The 15375-nt window shown below is 72.5% G+C and carries 12 protein-coding genes; 3 read left to right on the plus strand and 9 right to left on the minus strand.

What is annotated here, in order from left to right; translation table 11 throughout:
• Positions 1–50: 50 nt before the first annotated feature.
• On the plus strand, positions 51–1706 hold the full coding sequence (locus tag ABTY15_RS13355) for an immunity 49 family protein (protein WP_350581401.1): 1656 nt from the start codon (positions 51–53) through the stop codon (positions 1704–1706).
• Between the two features lie 145 nt (positions 1707–1851).
• On the opposite strand, the gene ABTY15_RS13360 is transcribed toward ABTY15_RS13355, so the two are convergent.
• From ABTY15_RS13360 to ABTY15_RS13380, 5 genes are all read right to left on the minus strand, one after another.
• Positions 1852–2919, minus strand: coding sequence for an adenosine deaminase (locus ABTY15_RS13360; RefSeq protein ID WP_350581405.1), 1068 nt, complete (start codon positions 2917–2919; stop codon positions 1852–1854).
• Positions 2920–3057: 138 nt separating this feature from the next.
• Positions 3058–4353, minus strand: coding sequence for a DUF445 domain-containing protein (locus tag ABTY15_RS13365; protein ID WP_350581407.1), 1296 nt, complete (start codon positions 4351–4353; stop codon positions 3058–3060).
• Positions 4354–4510: 157 nt separating this feature from the next.
• Entirely contained in the window at positions 4511–5470 is a 960-nt protein-coding gene (locus ABTY15_RS13370) for an ABC transporter ATP-binding protein (protein WP_350581410.1), read from the minus strand.
• 35 nt (positions 5471–5505) lie between these two features.
• A complete protein-coding gene (locus ABTY15_RS13375) occupies positions 5506–6414 on the minus strand; it encodes an ABC transporter permease (protein WP_350581413.1) in 909 nt (302 codons plus the stop codon).
• Positions 6407–7204: an ABC transporter permease gene (locus ABTY15_RS13380; protein WP_350581415.1), complete on the minus strand. Its 798-nt coding sequence runs from the start codon at positions 7202–7204 to the stop codon at positions 6407–6409. Before ABTY15_RS13380 ends, ABTY15_RS13375 begins: the two co-directional genes overlap by 8 nt.
• Positions 7205–7453: 249 nt before the next feature.
• Here ABTY15_RS13380 and ABTY15_RS13385 point away from each other — a divergent pair, with 249 nt between their 5' ends.
• The gene (locus ABTY15_RS13385) at positions 7454–9859 is read left to right on the plus strand and encodes a transglycosylase domain-containing protein (RefSeq protein ID WP_350581418.1); all 2406 of its coding nucleotides are present in this window, start codon (positions 7454–7456) and stop codon (positions 9857–9859) included.
• Positions 9860–9915: 56 nt separating this feature from the next.
• Here the strand turns inward: ABTY15_RS13385 and ABTY15_RS13390 are convergent, their stop codons facing one another.
• From ABTY15_RS13390 to ABTY15_RS13400, 3 genes are all read right to left on the minus strand, one after another.
• Positions 9916–11094 carry a winged helix DNA-binding domain-containing protein gene (locus ABTY15_RS13390; protein ID WP_350581421.1) on the minus strand — a complete coding sequence of 393 codons (1179 nt, stop codon included), beginning with the start codon at positions 11092–11094 and terminating at the stop codon, positions 9916–9918.
• Between the two features lie 139 nt (positions 11095–11233).
• Entirely contained in the window at positions 11234–11536 is a 303-nt protein-coding gene (locus ABTY15_RS13395) for a GroES family chaperonin (RefSeq protein ID WP_156178586.1), read from the minus strand.
• A gap of 197 nt (positions 11537–11733) precedes the next feature.
• Complete coding sequence (locus tag ABTY15_RS13400; protein ID WP_350581423.1) at positions 11734–12075, minus strand: DUF3618 domain-containing protein; 342 nt, start codon at positions 12073–12075, stop codon at positions 11734–11736.
• Between the two features lie 151 nt (positions 12076–12226).
• On the opposite strand from ABTY15_RS13400, the gene bcp reads away from it, so the two are divergent.
• Positions 12227–12700, plus strand: coding sequence for a thioredoxin-dependent thiol peroxidase (gene bcp / locus ABTY15_RS13405; protein ID WP_350581425.1), 474 nt, complete (start codon positions 12227–12229; stop codon positions 12698–12700).
• Positions 12701–12790: 90 nt separating this feature from the next.
• On the opposite strand, the gene ABTY15_RS13410 is transcribed toward bcp, so the two are convergent.
• Positions 12791–15187: a chitinase C-terminal domain-containing protein gene (locus ABTY15_RS13410; RefSeq protein ID WP_502893495.1), complete on the minus strand. Its 2397-nt coding sequence runs from the start codon at positions 15185–15187 to the stop codon at positions 12791–12793.
• Positions 15188–15375 lie beyond the last annotated feature (188 nt).

The following is a 15375-nucleotide window of genomic DNA, read 5'->3' on the forward strand; positions in this document are numbered from 1 at the left end:
TGGAGCCCACGCCAGAGCGACAACGGGCAGCGAAAAGGGGAGCGGCAACCGTGCACATCGAGCGTCACCAGGTCGACGAGTCGGCGATCTCCGCCGCCCGGGAGGACTTCGCGAACCGGATCGGCCGTCAGGTCCACTCCTACTCCCGCGTCGGCCTGATGACCACCACCGAGTGGCAGCTCATCGCCGACGCCTTCCTCGACCACCTCGGCGCCCTCTCCGCCTCGCACCCCGCCCTCGACTCCCCCGAGGCCAGGGCCGTCCTCAAGGACGCCACCGAGGCCGCCGTCGGCGCCGTCTCCTTCGCCGCCTACTACCCCGTCGACAGCTTCCACGTCTTCCTCGACTACCCGGACTTCGGGATGGGCTACGAGTCCGACCACTCCGCCGACCGCGACCCCGTCCACGGCGTCACCCCGCAGCAGTGGATCGACGCCCTCTGCCTCGCGATCCTCTCCGACACGGTGGATCGCCACGGCGAGGCCTTCGTCTTCGCCCGGCAGTTGATGCCCGACGCCCCGGACTCCGCCGCCCGCGCACTCGTCGACGGCTTCGCGGCCCACGTCCTCAACGACACCGACCTGCCCCCGGACCCGGACGACCGGCAGCCCGGCCTCCAGGCCCTGCGTGCCCTGGCCGCCGCCGACCGCGACTCCTTCGACGCCGCTCTGCTCGCCCTCCTCCGCGCCCCGCACGGCTCCCGACCCAGCAGCCTGCTCCCGCTCCTCCCGCTCGCGCTGTCCGCCCTCGCCCACCGCACCCACGGCTGGGCCCCGCCCTGCTCCACCGACTACCTCCCGCGCGCCCTGGTCACCGGCTTCGAGACCGCCGGTCCGCGCGTCCACGGTCTCGGCCGCGATCCGCGACCCGAGGCCCTCGCCCAACTCGCCGCCGGGCCCCTCCTGGTCGACCGGCCGGGGGAGCCGTTCCCCCTCCACCCCGACGGCGCGGCCTGGTTCGAGCAGCGCATCCGCGAGGCGATCAGCCCGGCGGAGGGTAGGACCGTCGGCGTGTCCGCCCTCGCCTCCGCCCTGGGCCACCAGAAGCGCCTGTTCAACGCCCGCGCCTCGCAGTCCGACGACGTCACCGACGCCCAGCTCGCCGCCCTGCGGCTGGCCTCCCAGCTCGGCGCCGCCCTGTTCCGCATCGCCCTCGCCGAGCCCGGCACCGAGGCCGAGGTGGTGATCGACGGCCGTACGCTCCGCTGCCCCGCCACCCGGGACCACAACAATGGCCCCGGCCACTGGCAGCTCGCCCTCGACCTCGCCCTGATCACCGGCGTCCGCGCGGACCTCGCCCCGCTCGTCCTCGCCGGCCCGGCGCACTCCGCCGGGGACCGCTCCGCGTACGCCTCGTACCGCGTGGCCCTGCACGACTACCTCCGGGGCGTCGACCCGCTGCCCGCCACCGAACGGGCCCTGCGGGACGTCGCGAAGGCCGAGCACGCGGGCTTCCTCCCGCCGCCCACCGTGCTGTTCTCGCAGCTCGTGGAGGGCGACGAGACCAGCTTCAACCTCGCCCTGGCCGACGCCCTCGAAGCCCACCGCGACCACCACCTGGTCGCGGACCGCGCGAGCGACTCGGACGCCGCGCTCAGCCTCGAAGTCCTGGCCCTCGCCTGCCACGCCCGCCGCCGGGGCTGGACCATCCGCGTCCGCTCCCCGTACCTCCCGCCCCGCCTGCTCCGGGCCGCCGAGCCACGCTGAGCCGGGCCCCGAGGCCGAGATACCGACAGCATCGACTCCCCGCCCCGGCAGTTCTCCTGAGCCGGGCGGAGATGGGGCGCCGGACGCGCGACCGCCCCGCCGGCCGAAGCGGACGGGGCGGTTGCGCACCGAAGACCAGCGTCGATCAGCCCTGCCAGCCCGCCAGGTACGCGTCGATCTCCCCGGTCAGGCGCGCCTTGCCCGCCGCGTCCAGGAAGGAGGCCTCGACCGCGTTGCGCGCCAGCGCCGCCACCCCGGCCTCGTCCAGCTCCAGCAGTCGCGCCGCCACCGCGTACTCGGTGTTCAGGTCGGTGCCGAACATCGGCGGGTCGTCGCTGTTGATCGTGACCAGCAGCCCGGCGTCCACCATCTGCTTGATCGGGTGCTCCTCGATCCGCTCCACCGCGCGGGTGGCGATGTTGGAGGTCGGGCAGACCTCCAGCGGGATCCGGTGCTCGCCCAGGTGGTCGAGCAGCGCCGGGTCCATCACCGCCTGGGTGCCGTGCCCGATGCGCTCGGCGCCGAGCTCCCGCAGCGCGTCCCAGATCGTCTGCGGCCCGGTGGTCTCCCCGGCGTGCGGGACGCTGCGCAGGCCGGCCGCCCGCGCCCGGTCGAAGTACGGCTTGAACTGCGGGCGCGGCACGCCGATCTCCGGGCCGCCGAGGCCGAAGCTGACCAGGCCCTCGGGGGCCAGGTCGACGGCGAGCCGGGCGGTCTCCTCGGCGGCGGCCAGACCGGCCTCGCCGGGGATGTCGAAGCACCAGCGGAGCACGATGCCGAGCTCCTTCTCGGCGCGCAGCCGGGCGTCCTCGATCGCCTCCATGAAGGCGACGTCCGGGATGCCCCGGCTGACCGAGGAGTACGGGGTGACGGTCAGCTCGGCGTAGCGGATGTTCTGCCGCGCCATGTCCTCGGCCACGCCGTAGGTGAGCGCGCGGACGTCCTCGGCGTCGCGGATCAGGTCCACGACGCTCAGGTAGACCTCGATGAAGTGCGCGAAGTCGGTGAAGGTGAAGTACTCGGCGAGCGCCGCCGGGTCGGTCGGCACCTTGGACTGGCCGCGGTGGCGGGCGGCCAGTTCGGCGACGACGCGCGGCGAGGCCGAGCCGACGTGGTGGACGTGCAGCTCCGCCTTGGGCATCCCGGCGATGAACGCCTCGATGCCGCCCTTTCCGGTGAGGTTTCCGATCCGACTTCCGTCCGGCTGGACCACGGTGGTTCCCTTCTTCGCTTTCTACGTGCGCTTCTGCTTCGCGTCTGTTCGCGTTCGCTTCGCGTCTGCTTCGCTGCCGGGCTTCTGCTTCTACGCGCGTACCCGCAGTGCTGGCAAGGATAGGCCGAAGCCGACCGGTCACCCCCCGAGGGCGACCGCGACGGTGTGGATGAGCAGGCCGGCCATCGCGCCGACCACGGTGCCGTTGATCCGGATGAACTGCAGGTCGCGGCCGACGTTGGCCTCGATCTTGCGGGAGGCGTCGTCGGCGTCCCAGCTCGCGACCGTCTCGGAGATCAGCGAGGTGATCTCGGCCCGGTAGGTGTCGACCAGGTACTGGGCGGCGTCCTGGAGCCAGCCGTCGACCTTGGCCTGGAGCTTGGGGTCGGTGGCCAGGCGCGTGCCGAAGCTCCGCACGCCCTCGCGGATGCGCCGGCGCAGTTCGCTGTCCTCGTCCTCGGCCGCGCCGAGCACCAGGGTGCGGACGGCCGCCCAGGTGGAGGCGATCAGGTCCTGCACCTCGGGGCGGGCCAGCAGCTCCACCTTGGCCCGCTCGACCCGGGCGATGGTCTCCGGGTCGGTCTGCAGCTCGGTCGCGAAGTCGGCGAGGAAGTTGTCGATGGCGCCGCGGGCCGGGTGGTTCGGGTCGTCCCGGATGTCGGTGACGAACCGCATCAGCTCCTTGTAGACCCGCTCGCCGACCTGGTGGTCGATGAACTTCGGGGTCCAGCCCGGGGTCTTCTGGCTGACCCGCTGGACCACCTCCTCGTGGTTGGCGGTCAGCCAGCCGTGCGCCCGGACGGCCACCAGGTCCACCACGCCGTGGTGCCCGCCGTCCGCGACCACCTTGCCCAGCATCCGGCCCATCGGCTCGGCGACCGAGGTGGCCGCCGCCCGCCGGGTGACCGCCTCCGCGACGACCGCCTGCACGTCGTCGTCGCGCAGCACCGCGAGCACCCCGCGCAGTGCCGCCGAGGCCTCCTTGGTGACCCGCTCGGCGCTGCCCGGCGCGGCCAGCCACTCCCCCAGCCGCCGGGCGATGCCGAGCGCGGCGAGCCGCCCTCGCACCACCCCGCCGGAGAGGAAGTTGTCGCCGACGAAGTCGCCGAGCGAGCGGCCGAAGGCGTCCTTCTTGGTCGGGATGATCGCGGTGTGCGGGATCGGCAGGCCGAAGGGGCGGCGGAACAGCGCGGTCACCGCGAACCAGTCGGCCAGCGCGCCGACCATGCCCGCCTCGGCGGCCGCCGCCACGTACCCGGCCCAGGGGCCGGCGCCGGCCGCCTTGGCCCAGGTGGCGAGGGCGAAGACCAGGGTCGCGAAGGCCAGCAGGCCGGTCGCGATGGTCTTCATCCGGCGGACGCCACGGCTCTTCTCTTCGTCGGCGGCGGTGAACCGGACCCCGGGGCCCGTCCCGCTGAAGGCTTCGTCACTCACCCCGCCAGTCTGCCCGCTGCCCGGCGCGCGCGAGGGCGTGCCCCGCGATCACGCGCCGGGAGCCCGGCGACCCCGGCATCCGCGGCGACCCGGAGGTCCGGCAACCGCGGGCCGCCGCAGCCGATCGCGGCGACCCGACGGCCTCAGCCGGTAGCGCTCAGCCGATCGCGACCTCCGCGTACATCCGCGCGATCACGTCCTCGATGGCCGGCTCGCGCACCGACAGGTCCACCAGCGGGTAGCGCTCGGCGACCGCCGCGACGATCGGCGCGGCGCTCTCCTTCGCCGGGAAAGCCAGCCACTGGCGCGGCCCCTCGACCTTCACCACCCGGGCGCCGGGCACCTCGATCGCGGGCCGGGCGTCGGCCAGGTCGACGACCAGGGTCCGCTCGCTCTCCCCGGCCGTGTGCAGGCCGTCCAGCCCGCCGTCGTAGACGACCCGGCCGTGGTCGATCACCATGACCCGGTCGCAGAGCTGCTCGATGTCGGTGAGGTCGTGCGTGGTGAGCAGCACGGTGGTGCCCTGCTCCCGGTTCACCTCGCGCAGGAACTCGCGCACCTTGCCCTTGCTGATCACGTCCAGGCCGATGGTCGGCTCGTCCAGGTAGAGCACCTGCGGGTCGTGCAGCAGGGCCGCGGTGAGGTCCCCGCGCATCCGCTGGCCCAGCGAGAGCTGGCGGACCGGGGTGTCCAGCAGGGCGCCGAGGTCGAGCAGGTCGACGCAGCGGTCGAGGTTCTCCAGGTAGCGCCGGTCGGGGATGCGGTAGATCCGCCGGGCGAGCTCGAAGGAGTCGCGCAGCGGGAGGTCCCACCACAGGGTGGTGCGCTGGCCGAAGACGACGCCGATCCGGCGGGCGAGCGTGACGCGGTCGCGGGCCGGGTCGACGCCGGCCACCCGCAGCCGCCCGGAGCTGGGGACGAGGATGCCGGTGAGCATCTTGATGGTGGTCGACTTGCCGGCGCCGTTGGGGCCGATGTAGCCGACGCACTCGCCGGGTTCGACGGTGAAGCTCAGCCCGTCCACCGCGCGGACCTCGCGCTTGACCCGGGTGAACCGGCCGGTGCGGGCGCGGACGGTGAAGGTGCGGCGGACGTCCTCGACTTCGATCAGGGGCATGCGGATCTCCTCACGTGGAATCAGGTCGGTGGGGTTCAGCTGCCGGTCCCGCGGTAGGCCCGCAGCCCGGCCCGCCAGGCCAGCCCGGCGCCGGCCGTGCAGAGCGCGGCGGCTAGCGGCGAGGCGTACTGGAAGGCGGTGGGCAGGCCGAGCGGGTCGGGCCGGCCGAGGATGTGCAGGGCGGGCAGCCAGTTGACGAAGGCCAGCGGGACGCCGAAGACGACGCCCGCGACCAGCTCCTTGGCGAAGATCGTCGGCGGGTAGTGGAGCAGGGTCGCGCCGCCGTAGGTGAAGGAGTTCTGGAGCTCCTTGGACTCGCCCCACCAGAACTGGACGGTCGCGCCGCCGATGTAGATCGCGCTGAAGATCACGGAGCCGCAGACCAGCAGGACGGGCACCAGCAGCACCCGGTCCCAGGTCCAGGTGACGTCCAGGGCGGCCAGCGACCAGGCGAGCACCACGAGGGCCTGGACCGGGCGGCCGAGCCGGCGCAGCGAGAAGCGTTCGGCGCAGAGCTGGGAGAGCGCCGGCGCGGGCCGGATCAGCATGGTGTCCAGCGTCCCGTTGACGATCCGGCTGCCGAGGCCGTCGACCGAGCCGACGAGCAGGTTGGCGATGCCGAGGGCGAAGGTCGCGGTGGCGTAGAGGAAGGCGATCTCCGGCAGGCTCCAGCCGCCGAGGCGGTCGGTGTGCTGGAACATCAGCACCAGGACGACGAAGTCCAGCGAGTGGGTGACCAGGCTGGCCGCCAGGTTCAGCGCGAACGAGGCCCGGTAGGCCATCATCGAGCGCATCCACATCCGGGCGCACAGCCACCAGGAGCGGACGGCCCAGCCGGTCCGGGCCGGCAGGGGCTCGGCGGCGGCCCGGGTGAGCGCGGGCTCGGTGCCGGCCCGGGTGAGCGCGGGTTCCGCGGCAGTCCGGGTCAGGAGGGGCTCAGCCACCCTGCACCACCACCCGGCGGGTCGCCAGCAGTTGGGCGCCCCGGCCCGCGGCGAGCAGGGCGACGGCCCAGGCGAGCTGGAAGCCGAGCGCGTGGAGCAGTCCGGTGCCGGTCGCGCGCTCCAGGAAGACGTCGGTCGGCGTCTTGACCAGCGCCGCCCAGGGCAGGACCTGGGCGAGTTCGCGCAGCGGGCCGGGGAAGAGCGCGATCGGCAGCAGCATCCCGGAGAAGAACATCGACACCACCAGCATCACCGAGCGCACCCCGTCCGCGTCGTGCAGCCAGAAGCCGGTAATCGAGGCGAGGAAGCGCAGCCCGAAGCTGACCACCACCGCGAGCAGCACGGTGAGCAGGAAGACCGCCCAGGTCAGCGGGTGTTCGGGCAGGCGGACGCGGAACACCAGCGCGCCGACCAGCAGCGGTACGGTGCCGCGGACCAGCAGCTGGAAGCCGGCCCGGCCGAGGTCGGTGGCCAGCCACCAGCCCTGGAAGTCGACCGGGCGGTAGAGGTCGACGGCGATGTCGCCGCTGCGGAAGCGGTCCTGGAGCTCGTCCTGGAAGCCGCCGCCCCACACGGCGACGGTGACCAGCAGGGCCTGACTGACCCAGATGTAGGTGACGGCCTGGCTCTGGTCGTAGCCGCCGAGGCGGGGTCTGGCCTGCCAGAGGGCGAGGAAGGAGGAGGCCAGGATGATGCCGAAGACGCTGTTGGTGACGGCGCCGGCCAAGGTGGCGGCCCGGTAGGTGGAGTAGCGGCGGAACGCGCCGCGGGCGACGGCGGCGTAGAGCATATTGTCTCCTTATCGACAATTACTGGCGCAGACAGCTGCCCCTCGACGTCGGCGCACGCCCCAACGGCTCCGACCGGCCGTACCCGGGGGTGCCGGGCCGGGCGAGCGGAGCTGCCGGAAACTACGTGCGCTATGTGGTTTGCACCTTGCACCGTACCGCCGCCACCCGGCCCCCGCACCCGGTTTTCCCACGCACGCCGACCCCGGGCCACCCCGCTGATCTCACGTCAAATAGCACATAATCTCGGCATGACCTTGAGCACCCGACGCCAGGCCAAACGAGCCGCCCGCCGCGCGGCCCGCCGCGCCCTCCCCCGCTGGCGCCGGCTGCTGCCCACCTGGCGGATCACCCTCGGCGCCCTCACCACCCTGCTGCTGCTCACCGTCGGCGCCTTCGCGGTGCTCTACGTCATCGTCCCGGTGCCCGACGCCAACGCCCACGCCGTCGCCCAGAACAACATCTACCTCTACGCCGACGGCACCACCGAGATCGCCCGCACCGGCGCGGTCAACCGCACCGACGTCACCATCCGGCAGATTCCGCTCCAGACCCAGCACGCCGTCGTCTCCGCCGAGGACCGCACCTTCTACCAGAACCGCGGCATCGACCTGAAGGGCATGCTCCGGGCCGGCTGGAACACCCTCACCGGCAAGGGCATGCAGGGCGGCTCCACCATCACCCAGCAGTACGTCAAGAACTACTACCTGACCCAGGACCAGACCATCGAGCGCAAGGGCCGCGAACTCTTCATCGCCCTCAAGGTCGACCAGCAGCGCGACAAGAACGACATCCTCGCCGGCTACCTCAACAGCAGCTACTACGGCCGCGGCGCCTACGGCATCCAGAGCGCCGCCCACGCCTACTACGGCGTCGACGTCTCCGAACTCGACGTCGCCCAGGGCGCCTACCTCGCCACCCTCCTCCAGGCCCCCAGCCTCTACGACGTCAGGACCGCCACCCCCGCCAACCGCGAGAAGGCCCTCGCCCGCTGGAACTACACCCTCGACGGCATGGTCCAACTCGGCTTCCTCAGCGCCACCGAACGCGCCGCCACCACCTTCCCCGAGCCCACCGACCCCCAGCCCGCCACCGGCCTCTCCGGCCAGGCCGGCTACCTCGTCGGCGTCGCCGACGACTACCTCGTCTCCAGCGGCATCATCGACGCCGCCACCCTCAAGGCCGGCGGCTGGCGCATCACCACCACCTTCGACAAGCCCCGCCAGGACGCCTTCGTCAAGGCCGTCCAGGACGAACTCACCGACGAACTCGACCCCAAGGCCCGCCCCACCACCGACACCGACGTCCGCGTGGCCGGCGCCTCCGTCGAACCCGGGACCGGCCGCGTCGTCGCCGTCTACGGCGGCCCCGACTACGCCAAGCAGCCCTACAACGACGCGCTGCGCCAGGACAACCAGATCGGCTCCACCTTCAAGCCCATCGACCTCGCCGCCGGCCTCGTCGCCCAGCACACCCTCGACGGCCGCCCCATCACCACCGAGAGCCACTACGACGGCACCAGCGAACGCCCCGTCACCGGCGGCCCCACCCCCTACGCGCCGCCCAACGAGGACGACATCGACTACGGCGACATCACCCTGCGCTACGCCATGGTGAAGTCCGTCAACTCCGTGTACGCGCAGGAAGGCGTCGACGCCGGACTCGCCCGCGTCCGGCAGACCGCCATCAAGCTCGGCATCCCCGACAGCGTCCGCGGCATGGACCCGGCCAACACCTCGATGACCCTCGGCACCGCCACCCCCAGCGCCCTCGACCTCGCCGGCGTCTACGCCACCCTCGCCAACCACGGCCAGGCGCACACCCCGTGGTCCGTGGCCAAGCTCGAACGCGTCAACCCCGGCGGCGCCATCGACGTCCCCAAGATGCCCGACCACACCCCGACCAACGCCCTCGACCGGGACGACGCCGACGCCGTCACCGACGTCCTGCGCGACGTCGTCAGCCCGCGCGGCACCGGCGCCGCCGCCCTCGACCTCGGCCGCCCCGCCGCCGGCAAGACCGGCACCACCGACGCCAACCTCTCCGCCTGGTTCGCCGGCTACACCCCCGAACTCGCCACCACCGTCGGCCTGTTCCGCGAGAACCCGAAGACCCACGCCAAGGAACCGCTGTCCGGCACCGCCGGACTCACCCGGATCAACGGCGGCACCTTCCCCACCAAGATCTGGACCGCCTACATGACCGCCGCCCTCGACGGCACCGCCGTCCGGCAGTTCGACCTCCAGAGCCAGCCCAGCCGCAACGAGCCCACCTTCGGCCCCGGCCCCAGCGCCACCACCACCCCCAGCAGCAGCGCCACCCCCGGGCCGACCAGCACCACACCCGCCGCCGGCACCGGCGGCCTCGGTGGCCTCGGTGGCCTCGGTGGCGGCGGCACCGGCGGCGAGACCCCCGGCGGCACCGCCCCCACGGTCACCGCCCCGACCCACCCCGCCCCCAGCAGCGCCGCCCCCGACCCCGGCACACCGAGCCACGCCCCGGAGCCCAGCCCGCCGGCCCCGCAGCCCACCCCCACCCACGAGCAACCCAGCCCGACCGCCCACCCCACCCCGACCAGGACCACCCCGCAGCCCACGGCCACCAGCGCCACCGGCACCCCCGCGGCCAAACCCCCGGCGACACCGCCGACGCAGTGACCACCGGAGGGACGGCGCGCGGGGTGACCGCGCGCCCTACCTCACTTCGCCCTACCTCACTTCGCCGCCAGCTCCCGCTCCAGCGGCGTCCGGAACCGCGGCGTCACCCGCACCTCCCCCAGCCAGCCCGACAGCCGCGCCGCCTCCACCGCCACCGCCCGCTCGGCCTCCGACCCGACGTCCTCGAACAGCCGCCACACCACCTCGCCGTCCGGCCGCTGCGCCCAGCCGCCCACCACCCGGCCGCACCACCACACCGTCGGCCCGGCGTTACCCGCCCGGTCGAACAGCGCCGGCACGTCCTCCGGCCGCAGGTACCAGTCCCGCCCGCGCCAGCCCATCACCGCCGGATCCAGGGCCGGCAGCAGCGCCGCCCACGGCTCCGGCTCCGCGACCGGCTCGCCGTCCCCCGGCAGCACCAGGGCGGCCACCCCGCCCGCCAGCTCGACCGCCTCCGCCCCGACGTCCGCCAGGGCCTTACGGGTGTCCCCCAGCGTCCACCCCGTCCACCACTTCACGTCCTCGACCGTCGCCGGGCCGTACGCGGCCAGCCAGCGCCGCACCACCTCGGCCTTCGCCTCCCGCACCGGCACGTCCGGCCACTGCGGCACCGGCGCCCACGGATAGCTGCTGCTCAGCCACGAACCCCGCGGACGGCAGCGCCGCACGTGCCCGTCCGAGGCCAGCAGCCGCAGCAGCCGACTGCCCACGCTCTGCCGGCTCTCGTACGGCTTGCCCGCCGACATCAGCATCGTTTCGCGCAACTCCGGGACGTCCACCGCGAGTTCGGCCGTCGTCGCCTCACCGCGCAGCGCCAGCGCGGCCAGCACCGCCCGCTCCGCCCCGGCCAGCCGCGCCTCGTCCCAGCCCTCGGCGTGATCCCGCAGGTGCTTGAGCAGCGTCGCCCGCTCCTTCGCCGCGATCGCCCGCGCCGTCGACGAGCTCACGTACGGCGCGAAGCCCTCCGTCACGGCGAATATCGTCCGCCGCATCGACAGCAGCTTCACCAGCGTGACGTCCTCGTACAACGCCCGCTCGACCTCCGCGGCCGACGGCTCCGCCAGCCGCGCGCACGCCGACAGGTACACCGTCGCCGCGTCCGTCGCGTGCAGCCCGACCACCGCGTCGGCCACGTCCTCCACCCGCGCCGCCCGCACCGACGGCGCCAGCAGCTGCCGGCGGCCCACCCTGGCCCGCCGCTCGCCGTCGCCGATCATCCGCACACGTGTCACCATGCCCGGACCATAGCGCCCGGCACCGACAATTCCGGTCAGGAACGGGGTGGGTGACCGGGATCGCCGTACCGGGCGCGGGGCCGCACGGTCAGCGGGGCTGCACGGTCAGCGGGGCCCCACCGTCAGCGGGGCCGCACGGTCAGAGGTAGAGACCCGTCGAGCCCTCGGTGTCGCCGAAGCGCATCGCGGCCACCGCGTGCAGGTCGCGCTCGCGCAGCAGCACGTAGGTGGCGCCGCGCACCTCGACCTCCAACTTGTCCTCCGGGTCGTACAGCACGCGGTCACCCGGCTCCACCGAGCGCACGCTCTGGCCGACGGCGACGGCCTCCGCCCACGTGCACCTTTTACTGAGCTCCGCGGTGGCGGGGATGAGGATGCCACCGGTCGAACGGCGCTCGCCCTCGCCGCCCTCGGTCTTCACCAGCACCCGGTCGTGCAGCATCTTGATCGGCAGCTTCTCGCCCAGGCGGTCGTGCCGGGCCGAGTCGTGCTCCAGCGAGGCGGAGCCGGACTGCGGGGTCGGTTCGTCGTTCGTACTCACGATCCCGAAGGTACCGCCCCCGGGAGCGTCACGTGATGCCAGCCCGGCATACGGAAGGCCGGGCGCAGCCACGCCCGGCCCCGGATGTCGCGCCCCGCTCAGTCCTTGCGGCGCCTGCGGGCGGAGGCGACCAGCAGCACCACGCCCACCCCGACCAGCGCGGCCGGGACGATCCGCTCCTTGCGCGGCTGCCCCTTGTCGTCGACGAACTGCGCGCGCACCTTCTCCACCAGGCCGTTGGCGGCCACGTACGCCCGGCCGGCCCGCTCCTCGACGGCCGCCGCGGCCTTCGCCTTCACCTGGGCGCTGATCGTGCTCGGGTGGACACGCACGGCCAGCTCGTCCAGGGTCGACGCCAGCTGGGTGCGGGTCCGCGCGATGTCCGCCTCGATCTGGGCGGTCGTCCGCGCCGACTTGTCCTGTGTGCTCGCCTCGCCCACTCGGGCCACCCCATTCACTTGCTGATGTTGTCCTGTGCGACTGACCCAGTCTGTCAGCTGCCGCGTACGGCCGCGCGGCCCCACCCACCATCGGGGGTAAGTTTGCCGTGGTACGACCGCCCGTCCCAGCACGCACCAGGAGAGTCAACCCGTGAGTGAGCGTCTCCAGCCCGGCGACACCGCGCCCGCCTTCAGCCTGTCCGACGCCGACGGCAACCAGGTGTCCCTCGCCGACCACCTGGGCCGCAAGGTCATCGTCTACTTCTACCCCAAGGCGCTCACGCCGGGCTGCACCAAGCAGGCCTGCGACTTCACCGACAACCTGGAGGTGTTCGCCGGCGCCGGCTACGACGTCATCGGCATCTCCCCGGACCAGCCGGAGAAGCTCGGCAAGTTCCGCGAGGCCGAGAACCTCAAGGTCACCCTGCTGTCCGACCCCGACAACACGGTGCTGGAGGCCTACGGCGCCTTCGGCGAGAAGCAGAACTACGGCCGCACCTACGTCGGCGTGATCCGCTCCACCGTGATCGTGGACGAGCAGGGCAAGGTCGAGCGCGCGCTCTACAACGTGAAGGCCACCGGGCACGTCGCCAAGCTGCTGCGCGACCTCAAGGTCGAGGCCTGATCCGTCCCTCCGGGGAACGCAGCGGTGGCGGCACACCCCCCGACCGGGTGCACCGCCACCGCCGTCTCTCACCTCAGCGGGCCGCCGTGATCAGCAGGCGCCGAGGTCGCTCCAGACACCCCACTGGCCGCTGGCCGAGGGGTCGTCGCCCTTGGTCCACCACTTGTTCTGGTAGTAGTGGCCCTTCCACGACACCTTGGTGGTGCTCGCGTAGGTGGTGCCCGCGTCCCAGCTCGGGGCTCCGGCGCAACCGGCCGGCGTGGTCGGGGGCGTCGTCGGCGGCGTCGTCGGCGGGGTGGTGGGAGGCGTGGTCGGAGGAGTCGTCGGCGGCGTGGTCGGAGGAGTCGTCGGCGGGGTGGTCGGAGGAGTCGTCGGCGGCGTGGTCGGAGGAGTCGTCGGCGGGGTGGTCGGCGGCGTCGTACCGCCGTCCACCGCGCCCCGGGTCAGGTCGCCCTTGATCCCGTACAACGTGCCGCCCACGTTGACCGTCCAGTTCGACGGCGTCGAGACCGGCAGGTAGTAGACGAAGTCCAGGTCCACCGAGGCACCCGGCGCCAGCGACTGCCAGCCCGGCAGCTTGACCGACACCCGGTTGTAAGTGCCCTTCAGGCCACCCACGTTGCCCGGACCGGGGTTGTCCTGCCGGATCACCTGGAGGCCGAAGCCCGACTGGTCCTTGGCGTTGCCCGAGGCCGAGTTGCTGTAGTCGAACTGGAACTCGGTGCCGCCCGGCAGCGTCGTCGTCGAGTTGTTGACGATGTGGATCTTCGGGTTGATCGGGTAGTTCGAGTCCCCCAGCGCGAAGTTGGTGAACGAGACGTCGATCGGCAGGGTCTGCTGCGGCAGCGCGATCGTCGAGCGGGTCGCACCGTACGGGGTCGCCGACCTGAACTTGTCGTACATCAGCGAGGTCAGCGTCGAGCCCGGCACGTACTGGCCCTTGCCGCCGTTGGCGGTCGCGTCCCACTTGTAGTCGCCCGCGAGCTCCCAGATCATCGTGCCGCCGGCGCCCTGGTTGACGATGTAGTCCGCCTTGGCGCCCACCGACTGCTCGTCCTCGGTGGAGAGGAACACCTTCTTGGTGTCGTTCCACAGCCACGGCGCCACCAGGGCGCTGCTGTAGTTGCGGGCGTAGCTGCCCTGCAGCGCGGTGTCCGTCACGCCGTACTTGGCCAGGTAGTCGGGCAGGATGCCCTTCTCCAGGTTCTTCGCGTGCCACATCGGGTTCGACCCGGCCGGGGACTCCTTGCCCGCGTCGTCCTTGTCGTTCCAGATGTTGTCGATGCCGACCGCGCCGTCACCGCAGGAGGTCAGGCCGGAGCCGACCGGGCAGGAGGTCGCGGACGCCGTGCCCCAGAGGCCGTTGGTGCCGCCCTGGACGTTCTTGAACCCGCGGGTGTAGTACGGCAGGCCGACGTTGATCCGGCCGCCGGGCATCGCGCCGCGGAAGTAGTGGTACGACCAGTCGGCGTTGAGGTAACCGATGCCGCCGTACTGGGCGGTGCCGTAGACGTTGGCCGCCGCCAGCTCGCCGTCCTTGCCGTCGTCGAACAGCGAGGCGTTCGGGCCGACGTACTTGTTCCAGGCGCCGTGCAGGTCGTACGACATGATGTTGACGTAGTCCAGGTACTGCGCCACCTGGAAGGTCTCCATGCCGCGCAGCAGGTAGCCGGACGACGGGGCCGCGACCGAGAGCAGGTAGTGCCGGCCGTCGGCGGCGCCGGCCCGGTCCAGGTTCTCCCGCAGCGTCTTCATCAGCGCCGCGTAACCCTTGGCCAGCGAACCGCGCTTGGCATTGGCGAGCTGCCAGTCCAGCGGGTTGCCGGCGTCCTTCATCGAGGTCGGGTACTCGTAGTCGATGTCGACGCCGTTGAAGCCGTACTTGCGGATGAAGTCGACGGAGGAGGCGGCGAAGGTGTCGATGCCGGCCTGGTTGACGCTGCCGTCCGGGTTGACGGTCATCGAGTAGAAGCCGCCCGAGTTGACGCGCTTGCCGTCGTCCCCGAAGTAACCACCGGTCTCGGTCCAACCGCCCACCGAGATCAGGGTCTTGACGTTCGGGTACTGCTTCTTGAACTTCGTCAGCAGATTGAAGTGGCCCTTGTACGGCAGCGACGGGTCCAGCTCCGCACCGGGCACGCCCGGGAAGGAGATCCCGGTGGCCTCGTTGGTCGGGCCGTCGGTGCCGACGGAGATCTTGTTGTCGCCGCCGACGTGGCCGAACGCGTAGTTGAGGTGGGTGACCTTGTCCCAGGGGACGTCGCTCACCAGGTAGGGCTGGTCGCCGTTCTTGCCGGTGCGCCAGCCGGTGAAGTACCCGATGATGCGGCGCTGGTGGTCGGCGCCCATCTTCTCGCGCCCGCTGCTGTCGTAGACGGAGCAGTACGGGACGTCCACCCCGGGCGCCTGGTACAGGCCGTCGGGGCGACAGCTCGCGTTGTCGACGGCCGCCGACGCCTGCGAGGGCGCCGCGCCCAGCGTCGCCATCAGCAGACCGGCCAGGCTCGCCGCCGCCAACGAGGCCACGCCCGCCCGGGCCGCCGGGCTCGTGCGGCGGTGGGCAGCGGTGGGACGCCGCTCCGCCGTGCTTCGGATCAACACTCGGTCCTCCGGGAGAGAGTGTCGGCGCGTGCCTGTGGGGGAGCACGCACGTGGGGGATTCCAATTGGCGCCGA

The organism is Kitasatospora sp. NPDC097643 (assembly GCF_040302625.1).
GTDB lineage: Bacteria > Actinomycetota > Actinomycetes > Streptomycetales > Streptomycetaceae > Kitasatospora.

Coding starts and splice junctions, on each gene's coding strand:
- ABTY15_RS13370 (WP_350581410.1), bottom strand. CDS start 5,470: ATGCCCCTGATCGAAGTCGAGGACGTCCGCCGCACCTTCACCGTCCGC.
- ABTY15_RS13380 (WP_350581415.1), bottom strand. CDS start 7,204: ATGCTCTACGCCGCCGTCGCCCGCGGCGCGTTCCGCCGCTACTCCACC.
- ABTY15_RS13385 (WP_350581418.1), top strand. CDS start 7,454: ATGACCTTGAGCACCCGACGCCAGGCCAAACGAGCCGCCCGCCGCGCG.
- ABTY15_RS13390 (WP_350581421.1), bottom strand. CDS start 11,094: ATGGTGACACGTGTGCGGATGATCGGCGACGGCGAGCGGCGGGCCAGG.
- ABTY15_RS13395 (WP_156178586.1), bottom strand. CDS start 11,536: ATGCTGCACGACCGGGTGCTGGTGAAGACCGAGGGCGGCGAGGGCGAG.
- ABTY15_RS13410 (WP_502893495.1), bottom strand. CDS start 15,187: ATGGCGACGCTGGGCGCGGCGCCCTCGCAGGCGTCGGCGGCCGTCGAC.